The sequence below is a fragment of the Streptomyces sp. NC-S4 genome, assembly GCF_054353315.1.
Genome location: NZ_CM135937.1, coordinates 4,898,312 through 4,922,500 on the forward strand (window position 1 = coordinate 4,898,312; position 24,189 = coordinate 4,922,500).

Annotated in this window: 22 protein-coding genes (1 of these 22 running past the window's edge); 12 read left to right on the forward strand and 10 right to left on the reverse strand. The window is 72.3% G+C overall.

The genetic code is table 11. From position 1 onward, the window contains the following. Positions 1 to 31 precede the first annotated feature (31 nt). The 3 genes from ACXNSR_RS21995 to ACXNSR_RS22005 form a co-directional block, all read right to left on the reverse strand. Positions 32 to 592 (reverse strand): SigE family RNA polymerase sigma factor, encoded by a 561-nt coding sequence (locus ACXNSR_RS21995; RefSeq protein WP_030010715.1) that lies wholly within the window; start codon positions 590 to 592, stop codon positions 32 to 34. 186 nt (positions 593 to 778) lie between these two features. Continuing rightward, positions 779 to 1,708 (reverse strand): HhH-GPD family protein, encoded by a 930-nt coding sequence (locus tag ACXNSR_RS22000; protein ID WP_458637240.1) that lies wholly within the window; start codon positions 1,706 to 1,708, stop codon positions 779 to 781. Then, on the reverse strand, positions 1,705 to 2,346 hold the full coding sequence (locus tag ACXNSR_RS22005; protein ID WP_458637241.1) for a phosphatase PAP2 family protein: 642 nt from the start codon (positions 2,344 to 2,346) through the stop codon (positions 1,705 to 1,707). The genes ACXNSR_RS22000 and ACXNSR_RS22005 overlap by 4 nt, the downstream gene beginning before the upstream one ends. A 223-nt stretch (positions 2,347 to 2,569) precedes the next feature. Between ACXNSR_RS22005 and ACXNSR_RS22010 the strand changes: the two genes are divergently transcribed. Next, a complete protein-coding gene (locus tag ACXNSR_RS22010; RefSeq protein ID WP_458637242.1) occupies positions 2,570 to 3,325 on the forward strand; it encodes a hypothetical protein in 756 nt (251 codons plus the stop codon). 79 nt (positions 3,326 to 3,404) lie between these two features. Here ACXNSR_RS22010 and ACXNSR_RS22015 read toward each other — a convergent pair whose 3' ends face one another. From ACXNSR_RS22015 to radA, 3 genes are all read right to left on the reverse strand, one after another. Further along, the gene (locus tag ACXNSR_RS22015) at positions 3,405 to 4,967 is read right to left on the reverse strand and encodes an ArnT family glycosyltransferase (RefSeq protein WP_458637243.1); all 1,563 of its coding nucleotides are present in this window, start codon (positions 4,965 to 4,967) and stop codon (positions 3,405 to 3,407) included. 429 nt (positions 4,968 to 5,396) lie between these two features. Continuing rightward, on the reverse strand, positions 5,397 to 6,521 hold the full coding sequence (gene disA, locus ACXNSR_RS22020) for a DNA integrity scanning diadenylate cyclase DisA (RefSeq protein WP_458637244.1): 1,125 nt from the start codon (positions 6,519 to 6,521) through the stop codon (positions 5,397 to 5,399). 228 nt (positions 6,522 to 6,749) lie between these two features. Beyond that, positions 6,750 to 8,162, reverse strand: a complete 1,413-nt coding sequence (gene radA, locus ACXNSR_RS22025; protein WP_458637245.1) for a DNA repair protein RadA — start codon at positions 8,160 to 8,162, stop codon at positions 6,750 to 6,752. Between radA and ACXNSR_RS22030 the strand changes: the two genes are divergently transcribed. Next, a complete protein-coding gene (locus ACXNSR_RS22030) occupies positions 8,161 to 8,748 on the forward strand; it encodes a hypothetical protein (protein ID WP_458637246.1) in 588 nt (195 codons plus the stop codon). The two genes, radA and ACXNSR_RS22030, sit on opposite strands and share 2 nt — an antisense overlap. A 51-nt stretch (positions 8,749 to 8,799) precedes the next feature. After that, positions 8,800 to 10,569 (forward strand): BACON domain-containing protein, encoded by a 1,770-nt coding sequence (locus ACXNSR_RS22035; RefSeq protein WP_458637247.1) that lies wholly within the window; start codon positions 8,800 to 8,802, stop codon positions 10,567 to 10,569. A gap of 87 nt (positions 10,570 to 10,656) precedes the next feature. Here ACXNSR_RS22035 and ACXNSR_RS22040 read toward each other — a convergent pair whose 3' ends face one another. Further along, positions 10,657 to 11,409, reverse strand: coding sequence for a hypothetical protein (locus ACXNSR_RS22040; protein WP_458643358.1), 753 nt, complete (start codon positions 11,407 to 11,409; stop codon positions 10,657 to 10,659). 171 nt (positions 11,410 to 11,580) lie between these two features. Between ACXNSR_RS22040 and ACXNSR_RS22045 the strand changes: the two genes are divergently transcribed. Next, complete coding sequence (locus tag ACXNSR_RS22045) at positions 11,581 to 12,519, forward strand: Ppx/GppA family phosphatase (protein ID WP_458637248.1); 939 nt, start codon at positions 11,581 to 11,583, stop codon at positions 12,517 to 12,519. Positions 12,520 to 13,051: 532 nt separating this feature from the next. Here the strand turns inward: ACXNSR_RS22045 and ACXNSR_RS22050 are convergent. Further along, the gene (locus ACXNSR_RS22050) at positions 13,052 to 13,477 is read right to left on the reverse strand and encodes a DUF3592 domain-containing protein (RefSeq protein ID WP_458637249.1); all 426 of its coding nucleotides are present in this window, start codon (positions 13,475 to 13,477) and stop codon (positions 13,052 to 13,054) included. Positions 13,478 to 14,343: 866 nt separating this feature from the next. On the opposite strand from ACXNSR_RS22050, the gene ACXNSR_RS22055 reads away from it, so the two are divergent. From ACXNSR_RS22055 to ilvD, 3 genes are all read left to right on the forward strand, one after another. Further along, positions 14,344 to 15,234 (forward strand): sugar phosphate isomerase/epimerase family protein, encoded by an 891-nt coding sequence (locus tag ACXNSR_RS22055; RefSeq protein WP_458637250.1) that lies wholly within the window; start codon positions 14,344 to 14,346, stop codon positions 15,232 to 15,234. Beyond that, on the forward strand, positions 15,231 to 15,872 hold the full coding sequence (locus ACXNSR_RS22060) for a TetR/AcrR family transcriptional regulator (protein ID WP_458637251.1): 642 nt from the start codon (positions 15,231 to 15,233) through the stop codon (positions 15,870 to 15,872). Before ACXNSR_RS22055 ends, ACXNSR_RS22060 begins: the two co-directional genes overlap by 4 nt. Positions 15,873 to 15,994: 122 nt before the next feature. Beyond that, positions 15,995 to 17,845 (forward strand): dihydroxy-acid dehydratase, encoded by a 1,851-nt coding sequence (gene ilvD / locus ACXNSR_RS22065; RefSeq protein ID WP_458637252.1) that lies wholly within the window; start codon positions 15,995 to 15,997, stop codon positions 17,843 to 17,845. Between the two features lie 70 nt (positions 17,846 to 17,915). Here ilvD and ACXNSR_RS22070 read toward each other — a convergent pair whose 3' ends face one another. Beyond that, on the reverse strand, positions 17,916 to 20,063 hold the full coding sequence (locus ACXNSR_RS22070) for a serine/threonine-protein kinase (RefSeq protein ID WP_458637253.1): 2,148 nt from the start codon (positions 20,061 to 20,063) through the stop codon (positions 17,916 to 17,918). A 106-nt stretch (positions 20,064 to 20,169) separates the two neighbouring features. On the opposite strand from ACXNSR_RS22070, the gene ACXNSR_RS22075 reads away from it, so the two are divergent. From ACXNSR_RS22075 to proC, 5 genes are all read left to right on the forward strand, one after another. Further along, on the forward strand, positions 20,170 to 20,472 hold the full coding sequence (locus tag ACXNSR_RS22075; protein ID WP_458637254.1) for a peptidase: 303 nt from the start codon (positions 20,170 to 20,172) through the stop codon (positions 20,470 to 20,472). Between the two features lie 69 nt (positions 20,473 to 20,541). After that, entirely contained in the window at positions 20,542 to 21,072 is a 531-nt protein-coding gene (locus ACXNSR_RS22080; protein ID WP_458637255.1) for a hypothetical protein, read from the forward strand. Between the two features lie 56 nt (positions 21,073 to 21,128). Then, entirely contained in the window at positions 21,129 to 21,974 is an 846-nt protein-coding gene (locus ACXNSR_RS22085) for an ABC transporter ATP-binding protein (protein ID WP_458637256.1), read from the forward strand. Then, on the forward strand, positions 21,971 to 22,708 hold the full coding sequence (locus tag ACXNSR_RS22090; protein WP_202200338.1) for an ABC transporter permease: 738 nt from the start codon (positions 21,971 to 21,973) through the stop codon (positions 22,706 to 22,708). Before ACXNSR_RS22085 ends, ACXNSR_RS22090 begins: the two co-directional genes overlap by 4 nt. Positions 22,709 to 22,832: 124 nt before the next feature. After that, entirely contained in the window at positions 22,833 to 23,642 is an 810-nt protein-coding gene (proC, locus tag ACXNSR_RS22095) for a pyrroline-5-carboxylate reductase (protein WP_458637257.1), read from the forward strand. 48 nt (positions 23,643 to 23,690) lie between these two features. Here proC and trpS read toward each other — a convergent pair whose 3' ends face one another. Continuing rightward, positions 23,691 to 24,189: the 3' end of a tryptophan--tRNA ligase gene (gene trpS, locus ACXNSR_RS22100; RefSeq protein ID WP_458637258.1), read on the reverse strand. It continues 506 nt past the right edge of the window; 499 of the gene's 1,005 nt are visible here — the last part of the coding sequence; the start codon falls outside the window, past its right edge; it ends in the stop codon at positions 23,691 to 23,693.

Genomic DNA, 24,189 nt, shown 5'->3' on the forward strand with positions numbered 1-24,189 from the left:
ACCAGAGAACCTCCGGACAAACCTTGGCCGTTCAGGCCGCGCACCGCTCACGCCCCTCGTACCGCATGGTGTGGTCACCGCGCTCCAGCGCGCGCATGTCCAGATCCCGGCTCTCCAGCTCCTGCCGGAGGCGGGCCAGCGCGCGGTGGAGAGTGCTCTTCACGGTTCCCGCCGACATTCCGAGCGCCGCGGCCGTTTCCTCGGTGCTCATCTGCTCCCAGTGTCGCAGCACGACGACGCTGCGCTGCTTGGGCGCAAGAACCTTGAGGATGTCCATGAGGAGGGCACGGTCGGCGCGCTGGTCGGAGCCGTCCTCGACGGAGGCGTCGGGGAGCTGCTCGGTGGGCACCTCTTCGAGCTTGCGGGCCCGCCACCACTCGGTACGGGTGTTGATCATGACCCGGCGCAGGTAGGCGTCGGCCAGTGACTTGTCGGCGATGCCGTCCCAGCGGCCGTAGGTGCGCACCAGCGCGGTCTGCAGGAGGTCCTGCGCGTCCGTGGGGTCCGGGACCAGGCGCCGGGCACTGCGCAGGAGCGCGTCCTGCCGAGTGCGTACGTACTCCTCGAATCCGAGCACCTCGCCGTGCGCCATCTCAGACCGCCTCCACCCGTTCAACCGCTCATCCCCGTTGTCCTACGGATTCGAAGGTACGGAGGGGTTGTCACGGGCCTGTGCGAGCCAGCCTTCGGTGGGCGCACGGACACCCATAGGTTGTGTAACAGCCGCCGTGAGCTGGGGTTTAGCCGGGGATAAGCGGAATCTCGGAGTCAGTTTCGGTCAGGCCTGCGCGGCGGTCTGCGGAAGCCGGTAGAAACCTCCGTCCAGGGGTTCCACCAGCCCGTCGGCCACCAGCCCGTCCAGCGCCCGGGCCCGCTGCACCGGCTCGTCCCAGACCGTGTCGAGCACCGCCTGCGGAACCGCGCCCACCGCGTCCCGGAGCACGGCGAGGAGCTTGCCCCGCACCTGCCGGTCGGTACCGGCGTACGTCTGGCCGCGCCGCGGCGGACCCTCGTGCGCCGGCTTCCCGGCGAGCCGCCACGCGCACAGCCCGGCCACCGGACAGCGAGCGCAGTCGGGGCTCTTGGCGGTGCACACCAGCGCACCGAGCTCCATCGACGCCGCCGCCCAGCGGGCCGCGGTGTCCTCGTCCTCGGGCAGCAGGGCCCGGGCGAGGCGCCGCTCGGCGGCCGTCGTCGCGTTCGGCGGGTACTCGACGCCGGTCGTGGTGCGCGCGAAGACCCGGCGGACGTTCGTGTCGAGGACCGCGTGCCGCTGCCCGTACGCGAAGGAGGCCACCGCAGCCGCCGTGTACTCGCCGATCCCGGGCAGCGCCAGCAGCTGCGCGTGGTCCTGCGGGACGTCGCCGCCGTGCCGGTCCGTTATCGCGACGGCGGCGCCGTGCAGCCGCAGCGCGCGGCGCGGGTAGCCGAGCCGGCCCCAGGCCCGTACGGCTTCGCCGGGGGCCTCGGTGGCGAGGTCCGCGGGGCGGGGCCACCGGGCGAGCCACTGCTCGTAGACCGGCAGGACCCGGCTGACGGGCGTCTGCTGGAGCATGAACTCGCTGACCATGACCCCCCAGGGGCCGGCCTCGGGGCGGCGCCAGGGCAGGTCGCGGGCGTGTTCGTCGAACCACGCGATGACGGGGGAGTGCAGCGCGTGCGCGGAGTCGGGGGATACGGCCGTGGAGGAAGCGGGGGATGCAGTCATGGCAGACGGCATCCTGGCACGTTTCCCCTCCCGCGGCGCGCCGGACCGCGGCCGGTGAACCGGACGACGGCCGGGACGTCACCCGCCCGCGCGGCGGTGACGGCCGTCCGGGTCGGCCCGGCGAGCGCGCGGACGGTGAGGGCGGCCACCGAACCGCCGAGCAGCAGGCCGAACACCACGTCGTGCGGGTGGTGCACGCCGACGAAGACCCGGGAGAAGGCCATGAGCAGCGCGAGCGGCGCGGTCAGTGGTGCGAGCCGCCGCACGGCCATGGCCAGCGCCACGGCGGCGGCTCCGGCGAGGGCCGCGTGGTTGCTGGGGAACGACCCGTCGCCGGGCCCCGGGCACGGCACCAGCGAGGCCGCGGCCCCGGCGACGGACCGGCAGGGCCGCTCCTCGTCCACCGTGTACTTCACGAGCTCCGACGCGCCGTACGCGACGGCGGTCGCCACCGGCGCGAGCAGGGCCGGCGCCGCCGCGGCGGCGTCCCGGCGGCGCGAGCGCCACCAGACGGCCGCGAGGAGGACACCGAAGAGCAGGAGCCCGTACGCCGTCCAGACCTCGAAGGCCGATTGCACCCACGAGGGGGTCCGGTGGGCGAAATCGGTGATGGCGCGGTAGGGGCCGGAGCTGTCCATGCTCACCGAACATACTCAAAGGGGATTAATCTCCACGTCAACCTTTTGGCCGGATCTCGATGCCCTCGATTGCACCCGCAGGATGATCATCGGCAAATCGAGTCCTCTGCCCGGCATGTGGGGCACTGATCGGGTCGCGAACTCTCGTAAAGTTCCGTCCGTGGGATCTCTGCGCAATCCGGTCGGGCCGCTCCCCTCCTCCATCTACTGGCGACGGAGGGCTGTGCTGGCTTCCGTTGTCGCGCTCCTCGCGCTCCTCGCCGTATGGACCGTCAGTTCCGGTGGGGGGAGGACGAGTACGAACGGAAAGGGCCAGGACGGCCCCGACCCCGTCACCTCGATCACCCCGGGCCCGGCCGGCACCGGGCCCGCGATCAGCGCGGCCCCCGGCGGACGCCCCGGGTCGGGCGGCGGCGGGAACGCCGGCTCCGGGGGCGGCTCCACGGGCGGCGGGGGCAAGAACGGCGAACCGGGCGGCGGTACGGGCGCGAACGGCGGCTCGGGCTCCGGTTCCGCTTCGGGTTCCGGCGGCGCCGCGGGCGGCCCGGCGGCGGTCCCTGCGGACTCCCCGCTCCCCACGTGCGCGCCGGGCGCGCTGCAGTGGGAGGTCAAGAGCGTGAAGAACGAGTACGAGGCGAACGAGAAGCCCCGCCTCGAACTGGTCGCCCGCAACACCTCCGGCACCACCTGCAAGATCGACCTCGGCCCGAAGCAGGCCGTCCTGACCATCCTCCAGGCGAGCAGCAGCAAGGCGGTCTGGTCCTCGGCGGACTGCCCGGCGGGCGCGGGCAACGCCTTCTTCCGCCTCCCGGCGCAGGGCGAGACGAAGCAGTCGCTGGACTGGGACCGCAGGTTCAGCGCGGCCGACCAGTGCCAGACGCCTCCGGCGGGGTCCGCGGCTCCCGACACCTACGTGGTCGAGGTCAAGGCCCCGGGCATGCCGGTGGCCCGCACCTCGTTCGTCCTCAAGCAGAACTAGACACCCCCGGGCGGACTCTTCCGGATCCTGTCGGCAGGATCCAGAAGAGACGGCCCGGCCGCCGACCCGTCGACCGGTGCTAACGGGTCACACATCGAATGACGGTCCATTGTCCGTGTCGAGCGAGCGGCTCGGCCCGGGCGCACTCGCGTCGTTCGTCGCCGCGCAGCATCGCCACGTAGCTGGGAGCGGCATCCAGCGACTTCTCGTCGTTGTGGAAGTAGTAGTGCCGGTAATTGCGCACGTCGTAGACTCCGTCGACGTTCTTGAACTCGGCATGCGCGCGGAAGTCCTTCGGATCCGTTCTCAGGTGGAACAGGACTTCCATGTAGTTGAGCGGCATCCGGTCGGACACGTAGACCGGTTCGCTCGCGCGCTGTGCGTCGTTCGCCGATCGCAGTGCGCCGTCGAACCCCGCCCCGAACGACTCGGCGATCTGTCGTGGATGGCGGGTCGTGTAGTCGTGGAAGAACACCACGCCGTAGCCGACCGCGGCGGCCATGATGACCGCGACGACCGTCCGCCCGGTCTTCCGGTCGGCCATCGAGCGGTACAACCCGCCGACGCCGATCGCGGTAAGGGCGATGAGCGGAATGAACAGGGCGTTGGCCCGGTTGCCGTTGCCCGGCATCGCGAACAGCAGGACGATCGCGCCGATCAGCCAGAACGTGAACAGGTTCGCTTCCGGCGTCCGGGTGCGAGCCGCGAAGTAAACGCCGAGCGCGGCCAGCGGAAATCCGATCACGCCGAGCGTCAGGAACCCGTTGGGAACGGTCCACAGGTATCCGTCGGCGAAACCGCTGGTCACGAAATGGGTGTTCATCTCGACCAGGTCCTGGCCGTCGGTGATCTGGTCCAGCCGGGACGACACCAATTTCGGCACGCTGAACGGGAGGGCGGAAACGAAACCCGGGGTGCGGTGCAGAACGTTGTTGACCAGTACGAACAGGAGCAGCGGACCGGCGACGACCAGGAACACCAGCATGCTCAGGCCGGCCGGGATCCAGTTCTGCAGCACCGTGCGGTACCGGGTGCACAGGTAGAACCCGACGATCACCGGCACCACGAGGATCGCCACCCCGTAGGCGTACAGCGAGAGCGCCAGGAACACCAGTGAGAAGGGAATCAGATACCGGGCGCGTGATGAGGTGTACGCATATCCCAGGGCGGTTGTCCCGGCGAGCAGGAAGAACGGCAATATGCTTGATTCCAGCGCCCATCGGGACGCGGTGATGTGCCATGGAGTGATGGCGAGCAGTGCCGCCCCGATCAGCGCCGTGGGGAGATCGATGAAACGCCGCAGAGCGAAGTACAGCAGGGGGACGGCGCCGATGCCCAGCAGTACGGGAACCAGCCGTATGGAGAATTTGGTCAAGCCGAACAGCCCGACGAACGGCATGCTCAGATAGGAGAGCAGTACGTTCTGTCCGGATCCCCAGCTGGGAAAATAGGCCGGCCAGGGGTTTCCCCACCGGTCAGTGCCGTCGGTCAGCAGTGCGAATGTTTCGTATCCGGCGCTGGCTTCGTCCTGGTTGAGGCCGCCGGGCAGGTCCGGGAAACGCCACAGCCTGAGGATTGCTGCGACCACAATGATCGCGGTGAGTGCGAGGGTGCTTTTTCGGGGGGTGGTGAATCGTTTCATCACGACGGTATTCGCACCGTCGCATGTGTGGGGACGGGGAGCTCCGCGTATTCCATGCCGAGGTCGATTCCTTCGTGTTTCGGCAGGCTGCTGCGCACCGCCGATGATCTTGAACTAAGGAATCTTACCTGTTCCAAATTCCGGAATAAGCGCGTCCGGATAAGGCGGGCTGGCGCTGACGGAAGTCACCGGGAAATGCGCCGGAAGGGCGTGGGAAGGACGGGCCGGACACCAGGACCGGCGCACTCGCCAGGCGGCGCCGGATGCCGCGGGCTCGGCCGACCGGATCCGCAAGATCCGAAAGAGACGGCCCAGCCGCTTCCGGCCCTGCCGGCGTCTGAGGCGCGGGGCCCGGGGCGGAGCCCCAGCAGCGGCGCGCACGCCGAACGGGCAGCGGAACCAGGGCCGTCGGCCGAGCGAAGCCGCAGGCTAGACGTACCGCTCCAGGATGGACGACTCGGCCAGCCGGGACAGGCCCTCGCGGACGCTCCGCGCACGGGCCTCGCCCACACCGTCCACCGTCTGCAGGTCGTCGACGCTCGCGGCGAGCAGCTTCTGCAGCCCGCCGAAGTGCTCCACGAGCCGCTCGATGATCGCGCCCGGCAGTCGCGGCACCTTCGCCAGCAGCCGGTACCCGCGCGGCGACACCGCCGAGTCCAGCGTCTCCGGCGAGCCCGTGTACCCCAGCGCCCGCGCCACGATCGCCAGCTCCAGCAGCTCCGGATGCGTCAGCGCGTCCAGCTCCGCCAGCGCCTCGTCCACCGTGCGGGAACGCCTCGCCGTCGGCTCCGGCACGTAGTCCCGGATGACCAGCTCCCGCTCCTGCTCGATCCCGACCGTCAGCTCGTCCAGCTGCAGCGACAGCAGTCGCCCGTCCGTGCCCAGTTCGACCACGTACTCGGCGATCTCGGTCGCGATCCGGCGGACCATTTCCAGCCGCTGCGCGACCGCCGTGACGTCGCGGACGGTGACCAGGTCCTCGATCTCCAGCGCCGACAGCGTGCCTGCGACCTCGTCGAGGCGCAGCTTGTAACGCTCCAGCGTGGCCAGCGCCTGGTTCGCCCGCGACAGGATCGCCCCGGACTCCTCCAGGACCCGCCGCTCCCCGTCCACGTACAGCGCGATCAGCCGCATCGACTGCGACACCGACACCACCGGGAAACCGCACTGCTTGGAGACGCGGTCGGCCGTACGGTGGCGCGTACCCGTCTCCTCCGTCGGGATCGACGCGTCCGGCACCAGCTGCACACCGGCTCGCAGGATCTTGGTGAGGTCCTTGTCGAGGATGAGCGCGCCGTCGAGCTTGCACAGCTCGCGCAGCCGGGTCGCGGTGAACTCCACGTCCAGGACGAAGCCGCCGGTGCACATGGCCTCGACGCTCTTGTCCATACCGAGGACGATGAGCCCGCCGGTGTTGCCGCGGACGATCCGCTCCAAGCCGTCACGCAGCGGCTGACCAGGTGCGACCGCGCTCAGCGAGGCGCGCATCATGGCCTCCTGCTTGGAGCTCGCGCCCGACTTCCCGGATGCTGCTGCCCCGTCCTTGGCTGCCACTGCACTCCTCCGGTCGCGGGTTGCGCCGCCCCGCGCCACGGGCACGAGGGCGTGCGTACGGCCGGGCGGACCAGCACAAAGTCTACCGGCGTGCGCCACGGCCCCGCCGTGGCTTGGCCAGGTACGGCCCGGGCTGGCCTCGCAGGCACCCCCTGACCAGGGGATCGTCACCCTGCCGCGACCCCCGCCGCGACCTCCGCCGCGACCCTTGCCCCGCCCCGGGGCCGGCTACTCCGCGGACCGCTCCTTGGCCGGCGTACGGGAGCGGCCGCGCGGCAACACCCTTAGCGCGTCACCCATGTCGGCCACCTCGATGACCTTCATTCCGGCCGGCACCTTCCCCGGATCCGCCGGCACCAGCGCGTGCGTGAACCCCAGCCGGTGCGCCTCCGCGAGCCGCCGCTGCACGCCGGTCACCCGCCGTACCTCACCGGCCAGGCCGACCTCACCGATCGCCACGAGGTTCTTCGGCAGCGGCACGTCGCTGGCCGCGGAGGCCAGCGCGAGCGCGATCGCCAGGTCGGCGGCCGGTTCGGTGAGCTTCACCCCGCCCACCGTCGCGCTGTAGATGTCGCGCTTGCCGAGGGCCGTGATCCGGCCGCGCTGCTCCAGCACCGCCAGCATCATCGACACGCGCGAGGTCTCCAGGCCCGAGGTCGTGCGCCGGGGGGAGGGGATCTGGGAGTCCACGGTCAGCGCCTGCACCTCGGCGACCAGCGGACGCTTCCCCTCCAGAGTCACCGTCAGACAGGTGCCCGGAACGGCCTCGGCCCGCCGGGTCAGGAACAGCCCGCTCGGGTCGGCGAGCCCCGTGATCCCCTCGTCGTGCAGCTCGAAGCAGCCGACCTCGTCGGTCGCTCCGTACCGGTTCTTGACGCCGCGCACCAGCCGCAGCCGGGCGTGCCGGTCGCCCTCGAAGCTCAGCACCACGTCGACGAGGTGCTCCAGCAGACGGGGACCGGCGATGGCCCCCTCCTTGGTCACGTGACCGACGAGGAGGGTGGCCATCCCGCGCTCCTTGGAGGCCCGGATCAGCGCTCCGGCCACCTCGCGCACCTGGGCCATGCCACCGGGCGCGCCGTCGATCTCGGGGGAGGCGACGGTCTGTACGGAGTCCAGGATCAGCAGGGAGGGCTTCACGGCGTCGAGATGCCCGAGGACGGCCGACAGGTCGGTCTCGGCGGCGAGATAGAGGTGATCGCTGAGGGCGTTGATCCGGTCGGCCCGCAGGCGCACCTGGCTCGCCGACTCCTCGCCCGTCACGTACAGCGTGCGGTGCTCGTCACTGGCCGCCTTCGCCGCGACGTCCAGCAGCAGGGTCGACTTGCCGACGCCGGGCTCGCCGGCGAGCAGCACCACGGCACCGGGCACGAGCCCGCCGCCGAGGACGCGGTCCAGCTCGTCCACGCCGGTGCTGCGGGCGGTCGCGGTCCGGCCGTCGACCTGTCCGATCGGCAGGGCGGCGGTCGAGACCCGGCCGGCGGCGGTGGTCCGCACGGCGGGCGCGCCCATCTCCTCGACGGTGCCCCAGGCCTGGCATTCGGGACAGCGGCCGAGCCACTTGGCGGTCGTCCAGCCGCAGTCGGTGCAGCGGTAGGACGGCCGGTCCTTGGCGGATGAACGAGCAGTGCGGGCAGCCATGCCGTTCACGGTAGCCGCCCGCACCGACAGACCGGACCCGGGCACCGGCCGCGGGGCGGGGCCGCCGCGCTGCGAGGGTGTCCTCATGGAACTGTCCGACGAGGGATCCCCCTTCGACACCGACATGATCGACGCGCCTGTCGCGGATGTGGCGGGGGTCTTCCCCGGCCGCCGCTCCGCCGGGGACCTGGCCGCGTTCTTCGTCCGCGCGGGCTGGAGCTCGCGCTCCTCCTCCTGGGAGGGGTACGAGGTGGAGAGTCCGCTGGCGCGCCTGGAGATCGAGCCGGGCCACGACGGCGTCCTCCTCCACGGCGAGGCGGACGCCGGCCGGCTCGACGCGCTCACCGCCGTGCTGTCCGCGCGTGGCCTCCCCTTCTCCGTGGAGTTCTACGGGGAGGACGGGGTTCTGCTGCGCGAGGTGCGCATGGGGTTGGTGGGCTCTAGGGGTCCTGCTGGTGCCGCTGGCGCCGCGGGGGGTTCTGTCGGTCCCGCGGGGCCTGCGGGGTCACGTCAGCGGGGCCTTCCGGTCCGACCACGTCAGGGCATGCGTCAGCGCCTCACCGATCTGTTCACCCATAAGGGCTAAAAGAGGCGAAGGCTTCCAAGGCCTTACCAGTGCGCCGCCTACGGTCGCCAGGTGAACAGCAGCCACCAGGCACACTCCTCAGCGCGCACCGGCGCACACCGGGCGCACGGGCGCACGCCCCACGGGGCCGAGCAGCCGCCGCCGTTCCGGCACGAGCCCTACCTGGACGGCCTGTTCACGTACTGCCTGTCGGTCCTCTGCGACCACGACACCGCGACCGACGTGCTCGGGGACGTCCTCGCCGTGGCCGAGCGGCACCCCGGCCGCTGCCCCGACGAGGGGGACCGGCGCGCCTGGCTGTACGCCCTCGCCCGCTGGGGCTGCCTGCACCGGCTGGCCGAGCAGCGGCGTGCGCGCCAGGGAGCGCATTCCGCTCGGCGTGCGCCGGAGCACGCGGGCCGTGACCGTGCGCCGGGTGATGCGGGTGAGGGCACGCCTCCCGAACGTGGTCAGGATGCCCGCCGGCCCGTTGACGTGGACGCCCACCGCCGGACGGAACTGGCCCGCCTCGCCTGGCCCGAAGCCGCCGGCACCACACCCGAGCAGCGCGAGGCCCTCGAACTCGCGGTCCGCCACCGGCTCGGCGTCCCCGAACTCGCCGCCGTCCTCGGCACCCCCGCGGCCGCCGCCCGCGAGCTGCTCTCCGGCGCCGCATGCGAGGTGGAGCGCACCCGCGCCGCCCTCGCCGTCGTCGAGACCGGCAACTGCCCCGGCGTCTCCCGGCTCACCGGCGACGACGGCGACGGCAACGTCCTGCTCTCCAGCACCCTGCGCGCCGAACTCGTCCGCCACGTCGACGACTGCCCCCGGTGCCGCCGCGCCGCCGAACGCGTGGGCGCCGCGGGCCCCTGGCCCGGCTCCGGCGGCATCAACACCGCCGCGCTCCCCCTCGTACCCGCCCCGCGCACCGCCGTCCACGCCGCGATGCTCCGCTCCGGCCGGGGCCGCGGCCGAGGCCCCGCCCCACGCTTCGACCGCACCGGCTTCCCCATGGACCCCAAGGACCGCGCCGCCCGCCGGGACCGGCTGCGCGCCCGGGTGGTGACCACCACCGTCGTCGCCACCGTCGTCGCCGCCCCGGTCCTGGCACTGTGGGCCGCCTACCGGGGCGGACCCGACTCCGGCGAGGCCGGCGGCGACGCCACCCGTATCTCCGCCAGCGAGTCCGAGCTCCCGATCGCGCGGACCGACGGCCGGCCGCTGACCGCCTACGAGAACACCGGGAACGCCGCCACCACCACCGGCGGCCCCGGCTTCGCCCAGAGCGACACCACCTCCGACGTCTCCGTCGAGGTCATCAGCACCGGCGCGCCCGCGACCCCCGACCACCCCGGCGGCGCCGGCCGCCTCACCGTGGCCGCGTCCGCGCAGGGCGCCGTCACCCTGCTCACCCTCACCGCCTCCGGCGGCGCCCCCGTCGACTGGCGGCTCTGGTCCGACGCCCCCTGGCTGCGCGCGAGCCGCACCGCGGGCACGCTGGCCCCAGGAGAATCGGTCACCCTGAGGATCACCGTGGACCCCGAGGGCCAGCCCGTCGGCGCCTGGACGGCCCGCGTCGGGGTCGACCCGAGCGGCGCGGCGGTCTCCATCCAGGGCCGCGGCCGCCCCGCGGCGACGCCCGCGTCCACCCCGGACCCGACGCGGCCCACGCCCCCGGCCCCCTCGCCGGACCCGACGCAGCCGTCCACCCCGCCGCCGTCCCCGACGGAGCCGACGATCCCGCCGCAGTCCCCGACGCCCGAGCCGTCCCCGACGGAGGGCTCGGGCGGAACGGTTTCCCCCGCGCCGGACCCGGCCCCGTCGGCATCGCCGGGCCCCTGAGAGGGCCTGCGGGGCCTGCGAGCGCCTGCGCGGTCTACGGGCCCGCGAGGGGCTGCGCGGCCTGCCGGGGCCTGCCGGGGCCTGCGGTCAGGCGGGATCCGCGGGGTGCGGGGCCATCGGCAGCAGCGAGGCCAGCCGCGCCTCGCACAGCTTCACGAGCTCCTCGTACGCCTCCTTGCCCATCAGTTCCGTCAGCTCGGGACGGTACGACACGTACACCGGCTCGCCGGCCCCGTGCGCGGAGGTGGCCGACGTGCACCACCAGTGCAGATCGTGACCGCCCGGCCCCCAGCCGCGTCGGTCGTACTCACCGATCGACACCTGCAGCACGCGCGTGTCGTCCGGCCGGTCGATCCACTCGTACGTCCGGCGGATCGGCAGCTGCCAGCAGACGTCGGGCTTGGTCTCCAGCGGCTCCCGGCCCTCCTTCACCGCGAGGATGTGCAGCGAGCAGCCCGCCCCGGCTGGGAACCCCGGCCGGTTCAGGAAGATGCACGCGCCGTCCCAGCGACGGGTCTGCTTCTCCCCGTCGTCGTCGTTCTGCGTCCACCCGCTCTCGCTGCCGACGTCGTGGAACTGCCACAGCTCGGGCGTCAGCCGCGCCACGTGCTGCGCGACGCGCTTCTCGTCGTCCTCGTCGGAGAAGTGCGCGCCGAGCGTGCAGCAGCCGTCGTCGGCCCGGCCCGCCTGGATGCCCTGGCAGCCGCTGCCGAAGATGCAGGTCCAGCGGGAGGTCAGCCAGGTCAGGTCACAGCGGAAGACCTGCTCGTCGTCGGCGGGGTCGGGGAATTCCACCCAGGCCCGGGGGAAGTCGAGCCCCTTCTCGTCGGCCGCGAGCACGGCCTTGTCCTTGCCGCCCTTGGCGTTCGCCCTGGTCTTGGCCTTGACGGTGTCCTTGCCCGTGTCCTTCTGCGACCGGGTCTTGTTGGCCTTCTTCGTATTTGGCACAAACCCAAGCCTATGCGCCCCTTACTCAACCCCCGAGTCTTCCTCGCAGTAGCGTTTCCCCCTATGAGACTCGGTGTGCTGGATGTGGGTTCGAATACGGTCCATCTGCTGGTGGTGGACGCGCACCCTGGCGCGCGTCCGCAGCCGGCGCACTCGCACAAGGTGGAGATGAGGCTGGCGGAGCTGCTCGACGAGCGCGGCGCCGTCACCCCCGAAGGCGTCGAGCGGCTCGTCTCGGTGATCCGCGACGCGGTCCAGGCCGCGGAGGACAAGGGGTGCGAGGACGTCCTCCCCTTCGCCACCAGCGCCGTACGCGAGGCCACGAACGCGGACGAGGTCCTCGCGCGGGTCAGGGCCGAGACCGGCGTCGACCTGCCCGTGCTGAGCGGCGAGGACGAGGCCCGCCTCACCTTCCTGGCCGCCCGCCGCTGGTTCGGCTGGTCCGCCGGAAAACTGCTGGTCCTGGACATCGGCGGCGGCTCCCTGGAGATCGCGTACGGCATCGACGAGGACCCGGACGCGGCCGTCTCCCTCCCGCTGGGCGCGGGCCGCCTCACCTCGGGCTGGCTCCCGGGCGACCCGCCGGACTCGCTGGACATCCGGGCGCTACGGCGGCACGTGCGCGCGGAGATCGCCCGGACGGTCGGCGAGTTCAGCCGCTTCGGGGCGCCGGACCACGTGGTGGCGACCTCGAAGACCTTCAAGCAGCTGGCCCGCATCGCCGGAGCGGCCCGCTCGGCGGACGGCCTGTACGTGCAGCGGGACCTGAGCCGCAAGTCCCTGGAGGAATGGGTCCCGCGCCTCGCGGCGATGACCACGGCCCAGCGCTCGGCGCTCCCGGGCGTCTCGGAGGGCCGCGCGAACCAGCTCCTGGCGGGAGCCCTGGTCGCGGAGGGCGCCATGGACCTCTTCGGCGTCGAGGAACTGGAGATCTGCCCGTGGGCCCTGCGCGAGGGCGTGATCCTGCGCAGGCTGGACCACATGCCGGCACCGGAGGCGTGAGGGGCGGGCTGCGGTAGGCGGGGCGGGGCGGGCGGGAGCCGGCCGGGCGGCGTCGGATGGGCGGGGCGGGGGCTTCGGTGGGGGTGGGGCGGGATCCTCTCGGCCGGTATCAGGGATGTGCTGGGGGTTTCCCGTCAGTCCCATCGTCCCTCCGGGTCGGGCCGGTCCCTCAAGGGCGCTCCTTCGTCGCGTCGCTTCGCGATGTCGCTGCGCTCCACCCTTGACCGACCGTCCCGCCCCGGAGAAACGAAAGACTGCCGGGAAGCCCCCAGAGGAACGGGCCGGGCGTTCAAGGATCAGGACGGGGACGGTCGGAGACACCCAGCCCCGTCCAGCGTGGGGGACGATCGACAGGCGGGGCCGATAGGAGCCACCTTCCGGGTCGGAGGGGCGCACCAAATCGCTACGCGCTCCTCACCCCTCAGCGTCCGACGACCGTCTGGGGCTGGACATAGGCCGCCCACAGCCTGGAGCCCTTCTCACCGACAGCGGCCGACGGCCGTCTGGGGCTGTTCACCGCGCCCTGGATCGGTCAGAGGGTGAGCAGCCGTACGAGCACCACTGTCACCGTGCCTGCAATGAAGACCGCCCCCAGCACGGTCAGGTAGAGATCCATCTTCTTCATGTCCCAACCCGAGATCTCGAACCGGGCCGGCTTCTCCGGGTCGTACCGCACCGTGACGTACGCCCCCACGCGGAAGGCGCTTCCGACCGATCCACGGCCGAACCGCGAGGAGTGTTCCTGGGCGCGCCCGTCCCTGTCCTTCCAAGCGGCAACCGGGTGGTAGAACGTGGTGCCTTCGTCATCGCGTGAAACCCGGTGACGGACGATCCGCGCCTCGGCATTGACACCGTGGTGGCGAAGCGAGCGGGCGTAGCGCAGGCCGCGGACACCGCAGACGAGGGAGAAGACGCCGATCGTCAGGGGGATGAGAGAGAAAAGCCATTCGCGTCCCATGATCTAGGCGACGCCTGCGCGAAAGTGTTGGTTGCGGCCCGTGCCGCCTCGACCGACCGCCCAACAGCGGCTATTCCGAAGTGGACCCGGGTCAGCGCCCCCAATTGCCCCTATGCGGCGGTGAGTTTGCGGTGTGGTGCTCGCGCTGACCCGCATCCACTACGAAATAGCCGCTGTCTCACGTCTTTTCGCCCCGCGACGGCCCTCGGACGCCTTCCGAGAGAAGCCCTGCGGGCTGTGGGCGGCTTGTGGCCGACCACGGACGGTCGTCGGACGCGGGTCGAGCGCCGCACCGGGGCCGCGGGCGGCTTATGAACGGCCACATACAGCCGTCGGCCGCTGTCGGCGAGAAGTGCCTGAGGCCGTGGGCGGTCTATGTCCAGCTACGGACGGCCGTCGGCCGCTGTCGGTGAGAAACCCTTTCGGGGCGTGGGCGGCCTATGTCCAGCCACAGGCGGTCGTCGGACGCTGAGGGATGAGGAGCGCGTAGCGATTTGGGGCGCCCTTCCGACCCGGGCCCTGGTCTGGATCGGCCCCGTCTGCCGACCTTGGCTCACGCGGGACGGGGCCGGGCATGGCCGACCGTCCCCGTCCGTGTCTTGAAGTCCCGGCCCGTTCCTTTGGGGGCTTCCCGGCAGTCTTTCGTTTCTCCGGGGCGGGACGGTCGGTCAAGGGTGGCCGCAGGCCATCGCGAAGCGACGCGACCGGAGGGAGCGCCCTTGAGGGACCGGCCCGACCCGGAGGGACGATGGGACTGACGGGAAACCCCCAGCACATCCCCGACACCGCCCGAGAGGATCCCGCCCACCGCAGTCGAGTGGCCGCCGTCACGGTCGCCCCCGCTTCCGGGCCCGTACCCTGTCCTCGTGGCAGAACCAGTCCGTGTCCCGACCGCGAAAGTCGCCCTATCCACCGCCTCGGTCTATCCGGAGTCGACGGCGACCGCCTTCGAGATCGCCGCGCGCCTCGGTTACGACGGCGTCGAGGTGATGGTCTGGACGGATCCGGTCAGTCAGGACATCGAAGCCCTGCGCCGGCTGTCGGACCACCACGGAGTGCCGATCCTGGCCGTGCACGCGCCGTGTCTGCTGATCACCCAGCGGGTCTGGTCCACCGACCCGTGGACCAAGCTGCAGCGCGCCCAGGCCGCGGCCGAGCGGCTCGGGGCGAGCACCGTGGTCGTGCACCCGCCCTTCCGCTGGCAGCGCCAGTACGCGCGGGACTTCGTCAGCGGCATCTGGCGGATGGCCGACGAGACCGACGTCCGGTTCGCCGTGGAGAACATGTACCCGTGGCGCTACCGCGACCGCGAGATGCTCGCCTACGCCCCCGAGTGGGACGTAACGAAGGACGACTACCGCCACTTCACCGTCGACCTGTCGCACACCGCGACCGCCCGTACCGACGCGACCGCGATGATCGACCGGATGGGCGACCGGCTCGCGCACATCCACCTCGCCGACGGGAACGGATCGGCCAAGGACGAGCACCTGGTCCCGGGCCGCGGTACGCAGCCCTGCGCCGAGCTGCTGGAGGGCCTCGCGCGGACGTCGTTCGACGGGCACGTGGTGATCGAGGTCAACACCCGCCGGGCGATGTCCTCCGCCGAGCGCGAGGCCGATCTCGCCGAGGCGCTGGCCTTCACCCGCCTGCACCTCGCCACCGCCGCCGCATCCCCCGACCCGAGCCCCACGACATCCCCCACCGCCACCCCCACCGCCACCCCCACCCACCGCGACAAGGCCCGCCGGCCGTGACCGATACCCCGACCCCGGCCCCGGACGCGCCCAAGCCGCGCCGCCGCGGTCCCGGCCGGCCCCGGCAGGACGAGGCCGACGACGGCCCCGGCACCCAGGAGCGCATCCGGCTCGCCGCCCGCGAGGTGTTCGCGGAGCGCGGGTACGACAAGACGTCCGTGCGCGGCATCGCGAAGGTCGCCGGCGTCGACCCGGCGCTCGTGCACCACTACTTCGGCAGCAAGGACGATCTCTTCGCCGCCGCCATCGAGGTCAGCATCGAGCCCGCCCTGGTGGTCCCCGCGATCATCGGCGAGGGTCCGGACGGCATCGGTGAGCGTCTCGCCCGCTTCTTCCTCGGCGTCTGGGAGAACCCGGTCACCCGGGTCCCGCTGCTCGCCGTGATCCGCTCGGCGCTCACCCACGAGGCGGCCGCGAAGGTGCTGCGCCAGCTGGTGCTGCGGCGGCTCCTGGAGCGGGTCGCCGCCGACCTCGACGTCCCCGACCCGACCTTCCGCGCCGAGCTCGCGGCCTCCCACATGGTCGGCATCGCGATCCTGCGCTACGTGGTCCAGGTGGAGCCCCTCGCGTCCGCCGACCCGGAGAAGATCGTGGCCCTCGTCGCGCCCACGCTGCAGCGGTACCTGACCGAGGAATGAGCCCGCCGTCCCGGCATCCGGACGCGCTGTCCGGATCGCGGGCGGTGGGCGTAGCCTCGTATCTGAGCCATATCCGCAGTCGCGGCTGACCGTACAGCCGCACTCATGGGGAGTGAAACCGCATGCCCGAGCTGAGGTCCCGCACCGTCACCCACGGCCGCAACATGGCAGGCGCGCGTGCGCTGATGCGCGCGTCGGGCGTAGCGAGCGCGGACATCGGCAAGCCGATCGTCGCGGTCGCCAACTCCTTCACCGAGTTCGTCCCCGGTCACACCCACCTGGCCCCGGTCGGCCGCATCGTCTCCGACGCCATCCGGGCCGCCGGTGCGATCCCGCGCGAGTTCAACACCATCGCGGTCGACGACGGCATCGCCATGGGCCACGGCGGCATGCTGTACTCCCTCCCGTCCCGCGACCTGATCGCGGACTCGGTCGAGTACATGGTCGAGGCGCACTGCGCCGACGCGCTGATCTGCATCTCCAACTGCGACAAGATCACCCCCGGCATGCTGATGGCCGCCATGCGCCTCAACATCCCGGTCGTCTTCGTCTCGGGCGGCCCGATGGAGGCCGGCCAGGCGACGCTCGTCGACGGCACCGTCCGCAAGCTCGACCTGATCGACGCCATGGTCGACGCCTCCAACGAGAACGTGTCGGACGCGGACGTGCTGCGCATCGAGGAGAACGCCTGTCCCACCTGCGGCTCCTGCAGCGGCATGTTCACCGCCAACTCGATGAACTGTCTCGCCGAGGCCATCGGCCTGGCCCTGCCCGGCAACGGCTCCGTCCTCGCCACGCACACCGCCCGCCGCGCGCTGTACGAGGACGCCGGCCGCACGGTCGTGGAGATCACCAAGCGCTACTACGAGGACGGCGACGAGTCCGTCCTGCCGCGCAACATCGCCACCCGCGAGGCCTTCGAGAACGCCATGGCCCTCGACATCGCGATGGGCGGCTCCACGAACACGATCCTGCACCTGCTGGCCGCCGCGCAGGAAGCGGGCCTGGACTACGACCTCACCGACATCGACGCCGTCTCGCGCCGTGTCCCGTGCCTGGCCAAGGTCGCGCCGAACGTGGCGCCCGGCGGCACGTACTACATGGAGGACGTCCACCGCGCCGGCGGCATCCCCGCCATCCTCGGCGAGCTGCACCGCGGCGGCCTCCTCAACAAGGACATCACCACCGTCCACTCGGACGGCCTGGAGGACTGGCTCGCCAAGTGGGACGCCCGCTCCGGCACGGCCACCGACACGGCCATGGAGCTGTGGCACGCGGCGCCCGGCTGCGAGCGCTCCGCCACCGCCTTCTCCCAGTCCAAGCGCTGGGAGACCCTCGACCTCGACGCCGAGGGCGGCTGCATCCGCTCGGTGCAGCACGCGTACTCCAAGGACGGCGGCCTCGCCGTGCTGCGCGGCAACATCGCCGTCGACGGCTGCGTCGTGAAGACCGCCGGCGTCGACGAGTCGATCTGGACCTTCGAGGGCCCGGCGGTCGTCTGCGAGTCCCAGGACGAGGCCGTCGACAAGATCCTCAACAAGCAGATCAAGGAGGGCGACGTCGTCGTCATCCGCTACGAGGGCCCGCGCGGCGGCCCCGGTATGCAGGAGATGCTCTACCCGACCTCCTTCCTCAAGGGCCGCGGCCTCGGCAAGTCCTGCGCCCTGGTGACCGACGGCCGCTTCTCCGGCGGCACCTCGGGCCTGTCCATCGGCCACGCTTCCCCGGAGGCCGCCTCGGGCGGCACCATCGCGGTCGTCGAGGACGGCGACCGGATCCGCATCGACATCCCGAACCGGTCCATCGAGGTCCTCGTCGACGAGGCCACCCTGGCGGCCCGCCACGCGGCCCTCGGCGGCGTCTACGCCCCGAAGAACCGCGAGCGCAAGGTCTCCGCGGCCCTGCGCGCCTATGCGGCGATGGCCACCAGCGCCGACAAGGGCGCGGTCCGCGACGTCTCCCTCCTGGGCTGACGACCGCCGGTCCGGCCGACCGACCCCGCCGGCGCGCCCCCGCACCCTCCGGTGCGGGGGCGCCGCCGTCTCACCAGGCGGCGGGGTCCCCCGCCCCCACCGCGAACACCGACCCGTCGGGCGCGCCCGTGAACACCCGCCCACCGCCGACCGCGGGTGCGGGCAGGGTGGAGGTGTACTTGGTGCTGCTGTCGGCCATGCGCGGCTTGGTCTGTCCCACCGGCCGTCCGCTGCCCGCGTCGACGGCCAGGAGCCGTCCGTCCGGGGCCGTCAGGAACACCTGGCCGTCGGCGAACACCGGCCGGGAGGCCACGGCCACGCCCGTCTCCAGCCGCCACTGCTCCTTGGCCGGTCCGACGGCGACCAGCGTGCCCGACGTCCCGAACAGGTACACGGTGCCGTCCTGGCCCACCGTCGGCTCCGCGTCGTACACCGGCGCCGTGAGCCGCACGCGCTGCACCCCGTGGGCCGCCAGGTCGGCGCGCACGACCGCGCCGGTCCGGGAGGACGCGTCGAGTTCCAGCAGGTACAGCCCGCCCTGCGCAACGCCGACCGGGCGCAGCCGCCCCGCCGTCCGGAGCTGCCAGCGCACCTTCCCGTTCGCCGGGTCCACCGCGGCGAGCTGGGTGGAGCCGCTGTCGCTCCCGGGCGTCGCCACGTACAGCGCGGGCGTTCCGGACTCGTCGGTGCCGCCCCACCACTCGGCTCCGACCGCGCCGATCTGCTGGGTCCAGCGCGGTGTGCCACTGGCCGCGTCCAGCGCGGTGACGCTGCCGGTCGTTCCCACGAGCAGGACCTGCCCGCCCGCGGTCACCACCTGTGAGCCGCCCGGCAGCTTCCGCCGCCAGGTCTCCGTTCCGGTGCCCGGGTCCAGCGCCTGGAGGGTCTCGCTGCCCGGCGCCACGACGAGGACCCGCCCACCCGCATGGACCGGCGCTCCGAGGGCCGTCGTCCGGGGCGCCTGGGCGGTCGCTTCCACCGCCCACACGGTGGAGCCGTCGGCGGGGTCCAGCCGAGCTGCGACGAGGCCCGGCCCCGCGCAGTAGAGAGCGGCCGACTGCCAGGAGCAGGCCCCGATGCGGCTGCCGGTGCCGGGCCCGCCCAAGGGGACCGCCCAGGGGGCGAAACGCTTCTGCGGCGCCGTTTCGGCCTGCGCGGCGATCTGGGCGGGCTGTCCGGCGTCCGGTCCGAACTGCCAGTACCCGCCGACCGCGGCGGCGCCGGTGAGCAGCAGCGCGATCGCGATCCCGACGGCCAGGCGGGCCCGGCGTCCGGCCGTGCCGGGTCCGGGTCCGGGTCCGGTGTCGGGTTCGGGGGCGCTCCGCACCCGCTGGTGGGTGACCTGCTCGGAGTCGTCGGGCCGCCGGGGCCGGGGGACGAAGGCCTGGGTGTCCTCCGCCGTCGGGTACGCGATCGCCCGCATCTCGGCGATCAGCTCCTCGGCGGTGGGCCGCTGCTCCGGATCCTTCGCCAGGCACCGGGCGACGAGCGGTACGAGCCGGGGCGGCAGCCCGGTCAGATCGGGCTCGCTGTGCACCACCTGGTACGCCACGAGGTAGTGACTGTCCGAGTCGAACGGTCCGTGGCCCGTCGCCGCGTGCACGAGTACGGACCCCAGGGCGAAGACGTCCGCGGCGGTTCCCACGTCCCGCGGACGCTGGAACTGCTCGGGCGCCATGTACGGCGGGGTACCGATCAGCTTGCCGGTCTCGGTCCGCAGGTCGCTGTCCGCCGGACGCGAGATCCCGAAGTCGATGACCCGCACGCCGTCCGGAGCCATCAGTACGTTGCTGGGCTTCAGGTCCCGGTGCACCACTCCGGCCCGGTGGATGTCCCGCAGGGCTTCGGCCAGGCCGGCGGCGAGCCGGGCCAGTTCGACGGGGTCGAGGACCTGTTCCCGGACCCGTTCGGCGAGCGTCGGTGCGTCGATGAACAGGGTGGCCATCCAAGGCCGTTCGGCGTCGGGGTCGGCATCGACGACGGGCGCGGTGAACGCACCGCTCACCCGCCGCGCGGCGGCGACCTCCTGGCGGAACCGGGCCCGGAACTCGGGGTCCACCGCGTGCTCGGCGTGCACGATCTTGACGGCGAGTTTCAGCCCCGAGCCGGACGTGGCCAGATGGACGACGCCCATCCCTCCGGAACCGAGCACCGATTCGAGCCGGTACTGCCCGGCGTACTCCGGAAAGCCCGCGTAGTCCGCGCGCAGCGAATGCACCGCTCACCACCCCCGCCGGAGCCTAGTCGATGACCCCTGTGCATCTCCAAGGTCCTGCTACCCTGCGCGAGTTGCGCACGGCAACACCCATGGGGGGAGATTTCGTATGTCTGTGGAGAACGATTCGAGCCAAAACCAGAGCCTGGCCGCAGGCTCCGGCTACCCGATGTTCCCGGTCGCGCCCGGCACCCGGCTGAACGTCCGCAACGGTCCCGGCACCAACTATTCCGTCATCGAGGTCCTGCCTCTCGGCGCGACCGTCTCGCTCCGCTGCCAGTGCGAGGGCACGACCGTCTCGGGCCCGTACGGCACGACGGACATCTGGGACTGCATCGGCAACGGCCGCTTCGTCTCCGACGCGTACGTGCGGACGGGCAGTGACGGCTACGTCACCAACCAGTGCGGCTGACCGTCCCGGACCCGTCTGACACGTGAGACACGCCCGGCCCGACCGGCCCGGCGAGGGATAATCGCTGACGTGAGCGACGACCAGCGAGACCAGACCCCCGCCGAGCCGGCCGCGCAGGCGGCGGTGCCCGCCGGCCCGCAGCCCGAGCCGATCCGGTTCTTCGGCACCACCTGGGTCGAGCACGACGGCGGCTACGCCCTGCTCCGCGTCGGCCTCGCCATCGGCTCGCTGGCCACCGCCATCGCCTCCGCCATGATGCTCCGCTTCGCGTACGAGGGCCTGGAGCTCGGCAACGTCGGCCCCTTCCTGAGCATCTCGGTCGTCGTGCTCTTCGCGATCGCCAGCTCCATCGCCTTCACCAAGACCTGGGCCTCCTTCAGCCGTCGCCCCGCCCCGTCCTCCGACGAGGCCGCCCTCAAGGGCCTCAAGACGATCGGTTTCATCGGGTCCCTGATCGCGTACTTCCTGCGCTGCCTCGGTGAAGCGCCGGGCGAGAAGCTCCACCGCGCCGAGTACGAGCGCGCCCTGGCCGACTACGCCCGCCGCCGCAGCACCCGTACGGGCAACCCGGCCGCGCGCCGCCCCAAGCGCAAGAAGTAGCCCGCATCCCTCCCGGCGATTGACGTCATGGCACCGCCAGGAGCATTATTCATCACATGATGAATAACCAGGCCGGGGGAGACCCGGCCGCCGTCCACGCCCATGACCTCACCGTCCGGCGCGGCACCGGCCGCACTCTCCGCACCGTCCTCGACTCCCTCGCCTTCGACGTCCCCCGCGGCCGCATCACCGGCCTCCTCGGCCCCTCCGGCTGCGGAAAATCCACCCTCATGCGCGCCATCGTCGGCACCCAGGCCCACGTCAGCGGCACCCTCGACGTCCTCGGCCACCCCGCCGGCCACCCCCGGCTCCGCTCCCTCATCGGCTACGTCACCCAGGCGCCCAGCGTCTACGACGACCTCACCGTCCGGCAGAACCTCGACTACTTCGCCGCCGTCCTCGACCCCGGCCGCGCCGCCGCCGACCGCCGCGCCGCCGCCGTCACCCGCGCCATCACCGACGTCGACCTCACCAGCCGCGCCGGCGCCCTCGCCGGCAACCTCTCCGGCGGCCAGCGCAGCCGCGTCTCCCTCGCCGTCGCCCTGCTCGGCGCCCCCGAGCTCCTGGTCCTCGACGAACCCACCGTCGGCCTCGACCCCGTCCTGCGCCGCGACCTGTGGAACCTCTTCCACGACATCACCGCCACCCGCGGCGCGACGATCCTCGTCTCCTCCCACGTCATGGACGAGGCCGAGCGCTGCCACGACCTCCTCCTCATGCGCGAGGGCCGCATCCTCGCCCAGGACACCCCCGACGCCCTGCGCAACCGCACCCACGCCGCCACCGTCGAGGAGGGCTTCCTGCGCCTCGTCGACGAAGCCAACGCCAACGCCCACGCCGCCGACGCCGCGTCCAACGCCGCCGCCTCCAACGTCACCGCCATCCGGGAGCAGACCCGATGAACGCCGCCCGCACCACCGCCACCGCCGCCCGCGTCCTGCGCCAGCTCCGCCACGACCCGCGCTCCATCGCGCTGATGCTCCTGGTCCCCGTGCTGATGCTCACCCTGCTGCGCTTCGTCTTCGACGGCAGCCCCAAGACCTTCGACGGCATCGGCGCCTCGCTCCTCGGGATCTTCCCCCTCATCACCATGTTCCTGGTGACCTCCATCGCCACCCTGCGCGAACGCACCTCCGGAACCCTGGAGCGCCTCCTCGCCATGCCGCTCGGCAAGGGCGACCTCATCGCCGGCTACGCCCTCGCCTTCGGCGCGGTCGCCGTCCTGCAGTCCCTGCTCGCCACCGGCCTCGCCCTCTGGGCCCTCGGCCTCGACGTCGTCGGATCCCCCTGGCTGCTCCTCCTCGTGGCCCTCCTCGACGCCCTCCTCGGCACCGCACTCGGACTCTTCGTCTCCGCCTTCGCCGCCTCCGAGTTCCAGGCCGTCCAGTTCATGCCGGCGGTGATCTTCCCCCAGCTGCTCCTCTGCGGCCTCTTCGCCGCCCGCGACACCATGCACCCCGTACTCGAAGGGCTCTCCGACGTCCTGCCCATGTCCTACGCCGTCGACGGCATGACCCAGGTGCTCACCCACACCGACATGACCGCCGACTTCGTCCGCGACGCCGCGATCGTCGCCGCCTGCGCCCTGCTCGTCCTCGCCCTCGGCGCGGTCACCCTCCGCCGCCGCACGCCCTGACCGAACCCCCGACCGACCCCCTGACCGCACTCCGGACAGCGCCTCCCCCGGCCCCGCCCGGGTGCAAGGATGAGGACGTATAAGTAGCTCACGCGCAAGAACTGTTCGGCGAGGTGGATCGGGAATGACCCAGACAGTCGCAGTCCTCGGTACCGGCAAGATCGGCGAGGCCCTGCTCAGCGGAATGATCCGCGGCGGCTGGCCCGCCTCGAAGCTCCTCGTCACCGCCCGCCGCACCGAACGGGCCGAGGAACTCCGCACCCGCTACGGCGTCGAGGCCGTCTCCAACGCCGAGGCCGCCAAGCGCGCCGACACCCTCATCCTCACCGTCAAGCCCCAGGACATGGCCAAGCTCCTCGACGAGCTCGCCCCGCACGTCCCCGCCGACCGCTTGGTCATCAGCGGCGCCGCCGGCGTCCCCACCGCCTTCTTCGAGGAACGGCTCGCCCCCGGCACCCCCGTCGTCCGCGTCATGACGAACACCCCCGCCCTCGTCGACGAGGCCATGTCCGTCATCTCGGCCGGCAGCCACGCCACCTCCGAGCACCTCGCCCACACCGAGGAGATCTTCGGCGGCGTCGGCAAGACCCTGCGCGTCCCCGAATCCCAGCAGGACGCGGCCACCGCCCTCTCCGGCTCCGGACCCGCCTACTTCTACTTCCTCGTCGAGGCCATGACCGACGCCGGCATCCTCCTCGGACTGCCCCGCGCCCAGGCCCACGACCTGATCGTCCAGGCCGCCATCGGCGCCGCCGTCATGCTCCGCGACAGCGGCGAACACCCGGTAAAGCTCCGCGAAGCCGTCACCTCCCCGGCCGGGACGACGATCAACGCCATCGTCGAGCTGGAGAAGCACGGCGTACGCGCCGCCCTCATCGCCGCCCTCGAAGCGGCCCGCGACCGCAGTCGCGAGCTCGCCTCCGGCAGCAGCTGACCCACCCCGTACGGGTGGGGGGCCCGCGGCATGCGGGACCCTCACCCGTCACGGCTCCAGCAACCCGATCGCCCGGTACGCCCGGTCCACCACCGGCCGCGCCAGCTCCCTGGCCCGCCCCGCACCCTCCCGCAGCACCTTCTCCACCTCCGCCGGATCGCCCGCCAGCTCCGCATGCCGCTCCTGCACGGGCCGCAGCAGCTCCACCACCGCGTCGGCGACGTCCCGCTTCAGTGCCCCGTAGCCGCCGTACCCCTCGGCGAGCACGGCCGGATCACCCCCGGCGCACGCCGCCAGGATGTCCAGCAGATTGGCGACCCCCGGCCGCGCCTCGCGGTCGTAGACCACCGCACCGTCCCCGCTGTCGGTGACCGCCCGCATCACCTTCTTGCGCACGACCCCGGGCTCGTCGAGCAGATAGACGATCCCCGCCCCGCTCTCGTGCGACTTCCCCATCTTCGACGTCGGGTCCTGAAGGTCCATGACCCGCGCGGCCACCGCCGGAAGCGTCGCCCTCGGCACGGTGAAGGTGTGCCCGTACCGCTGG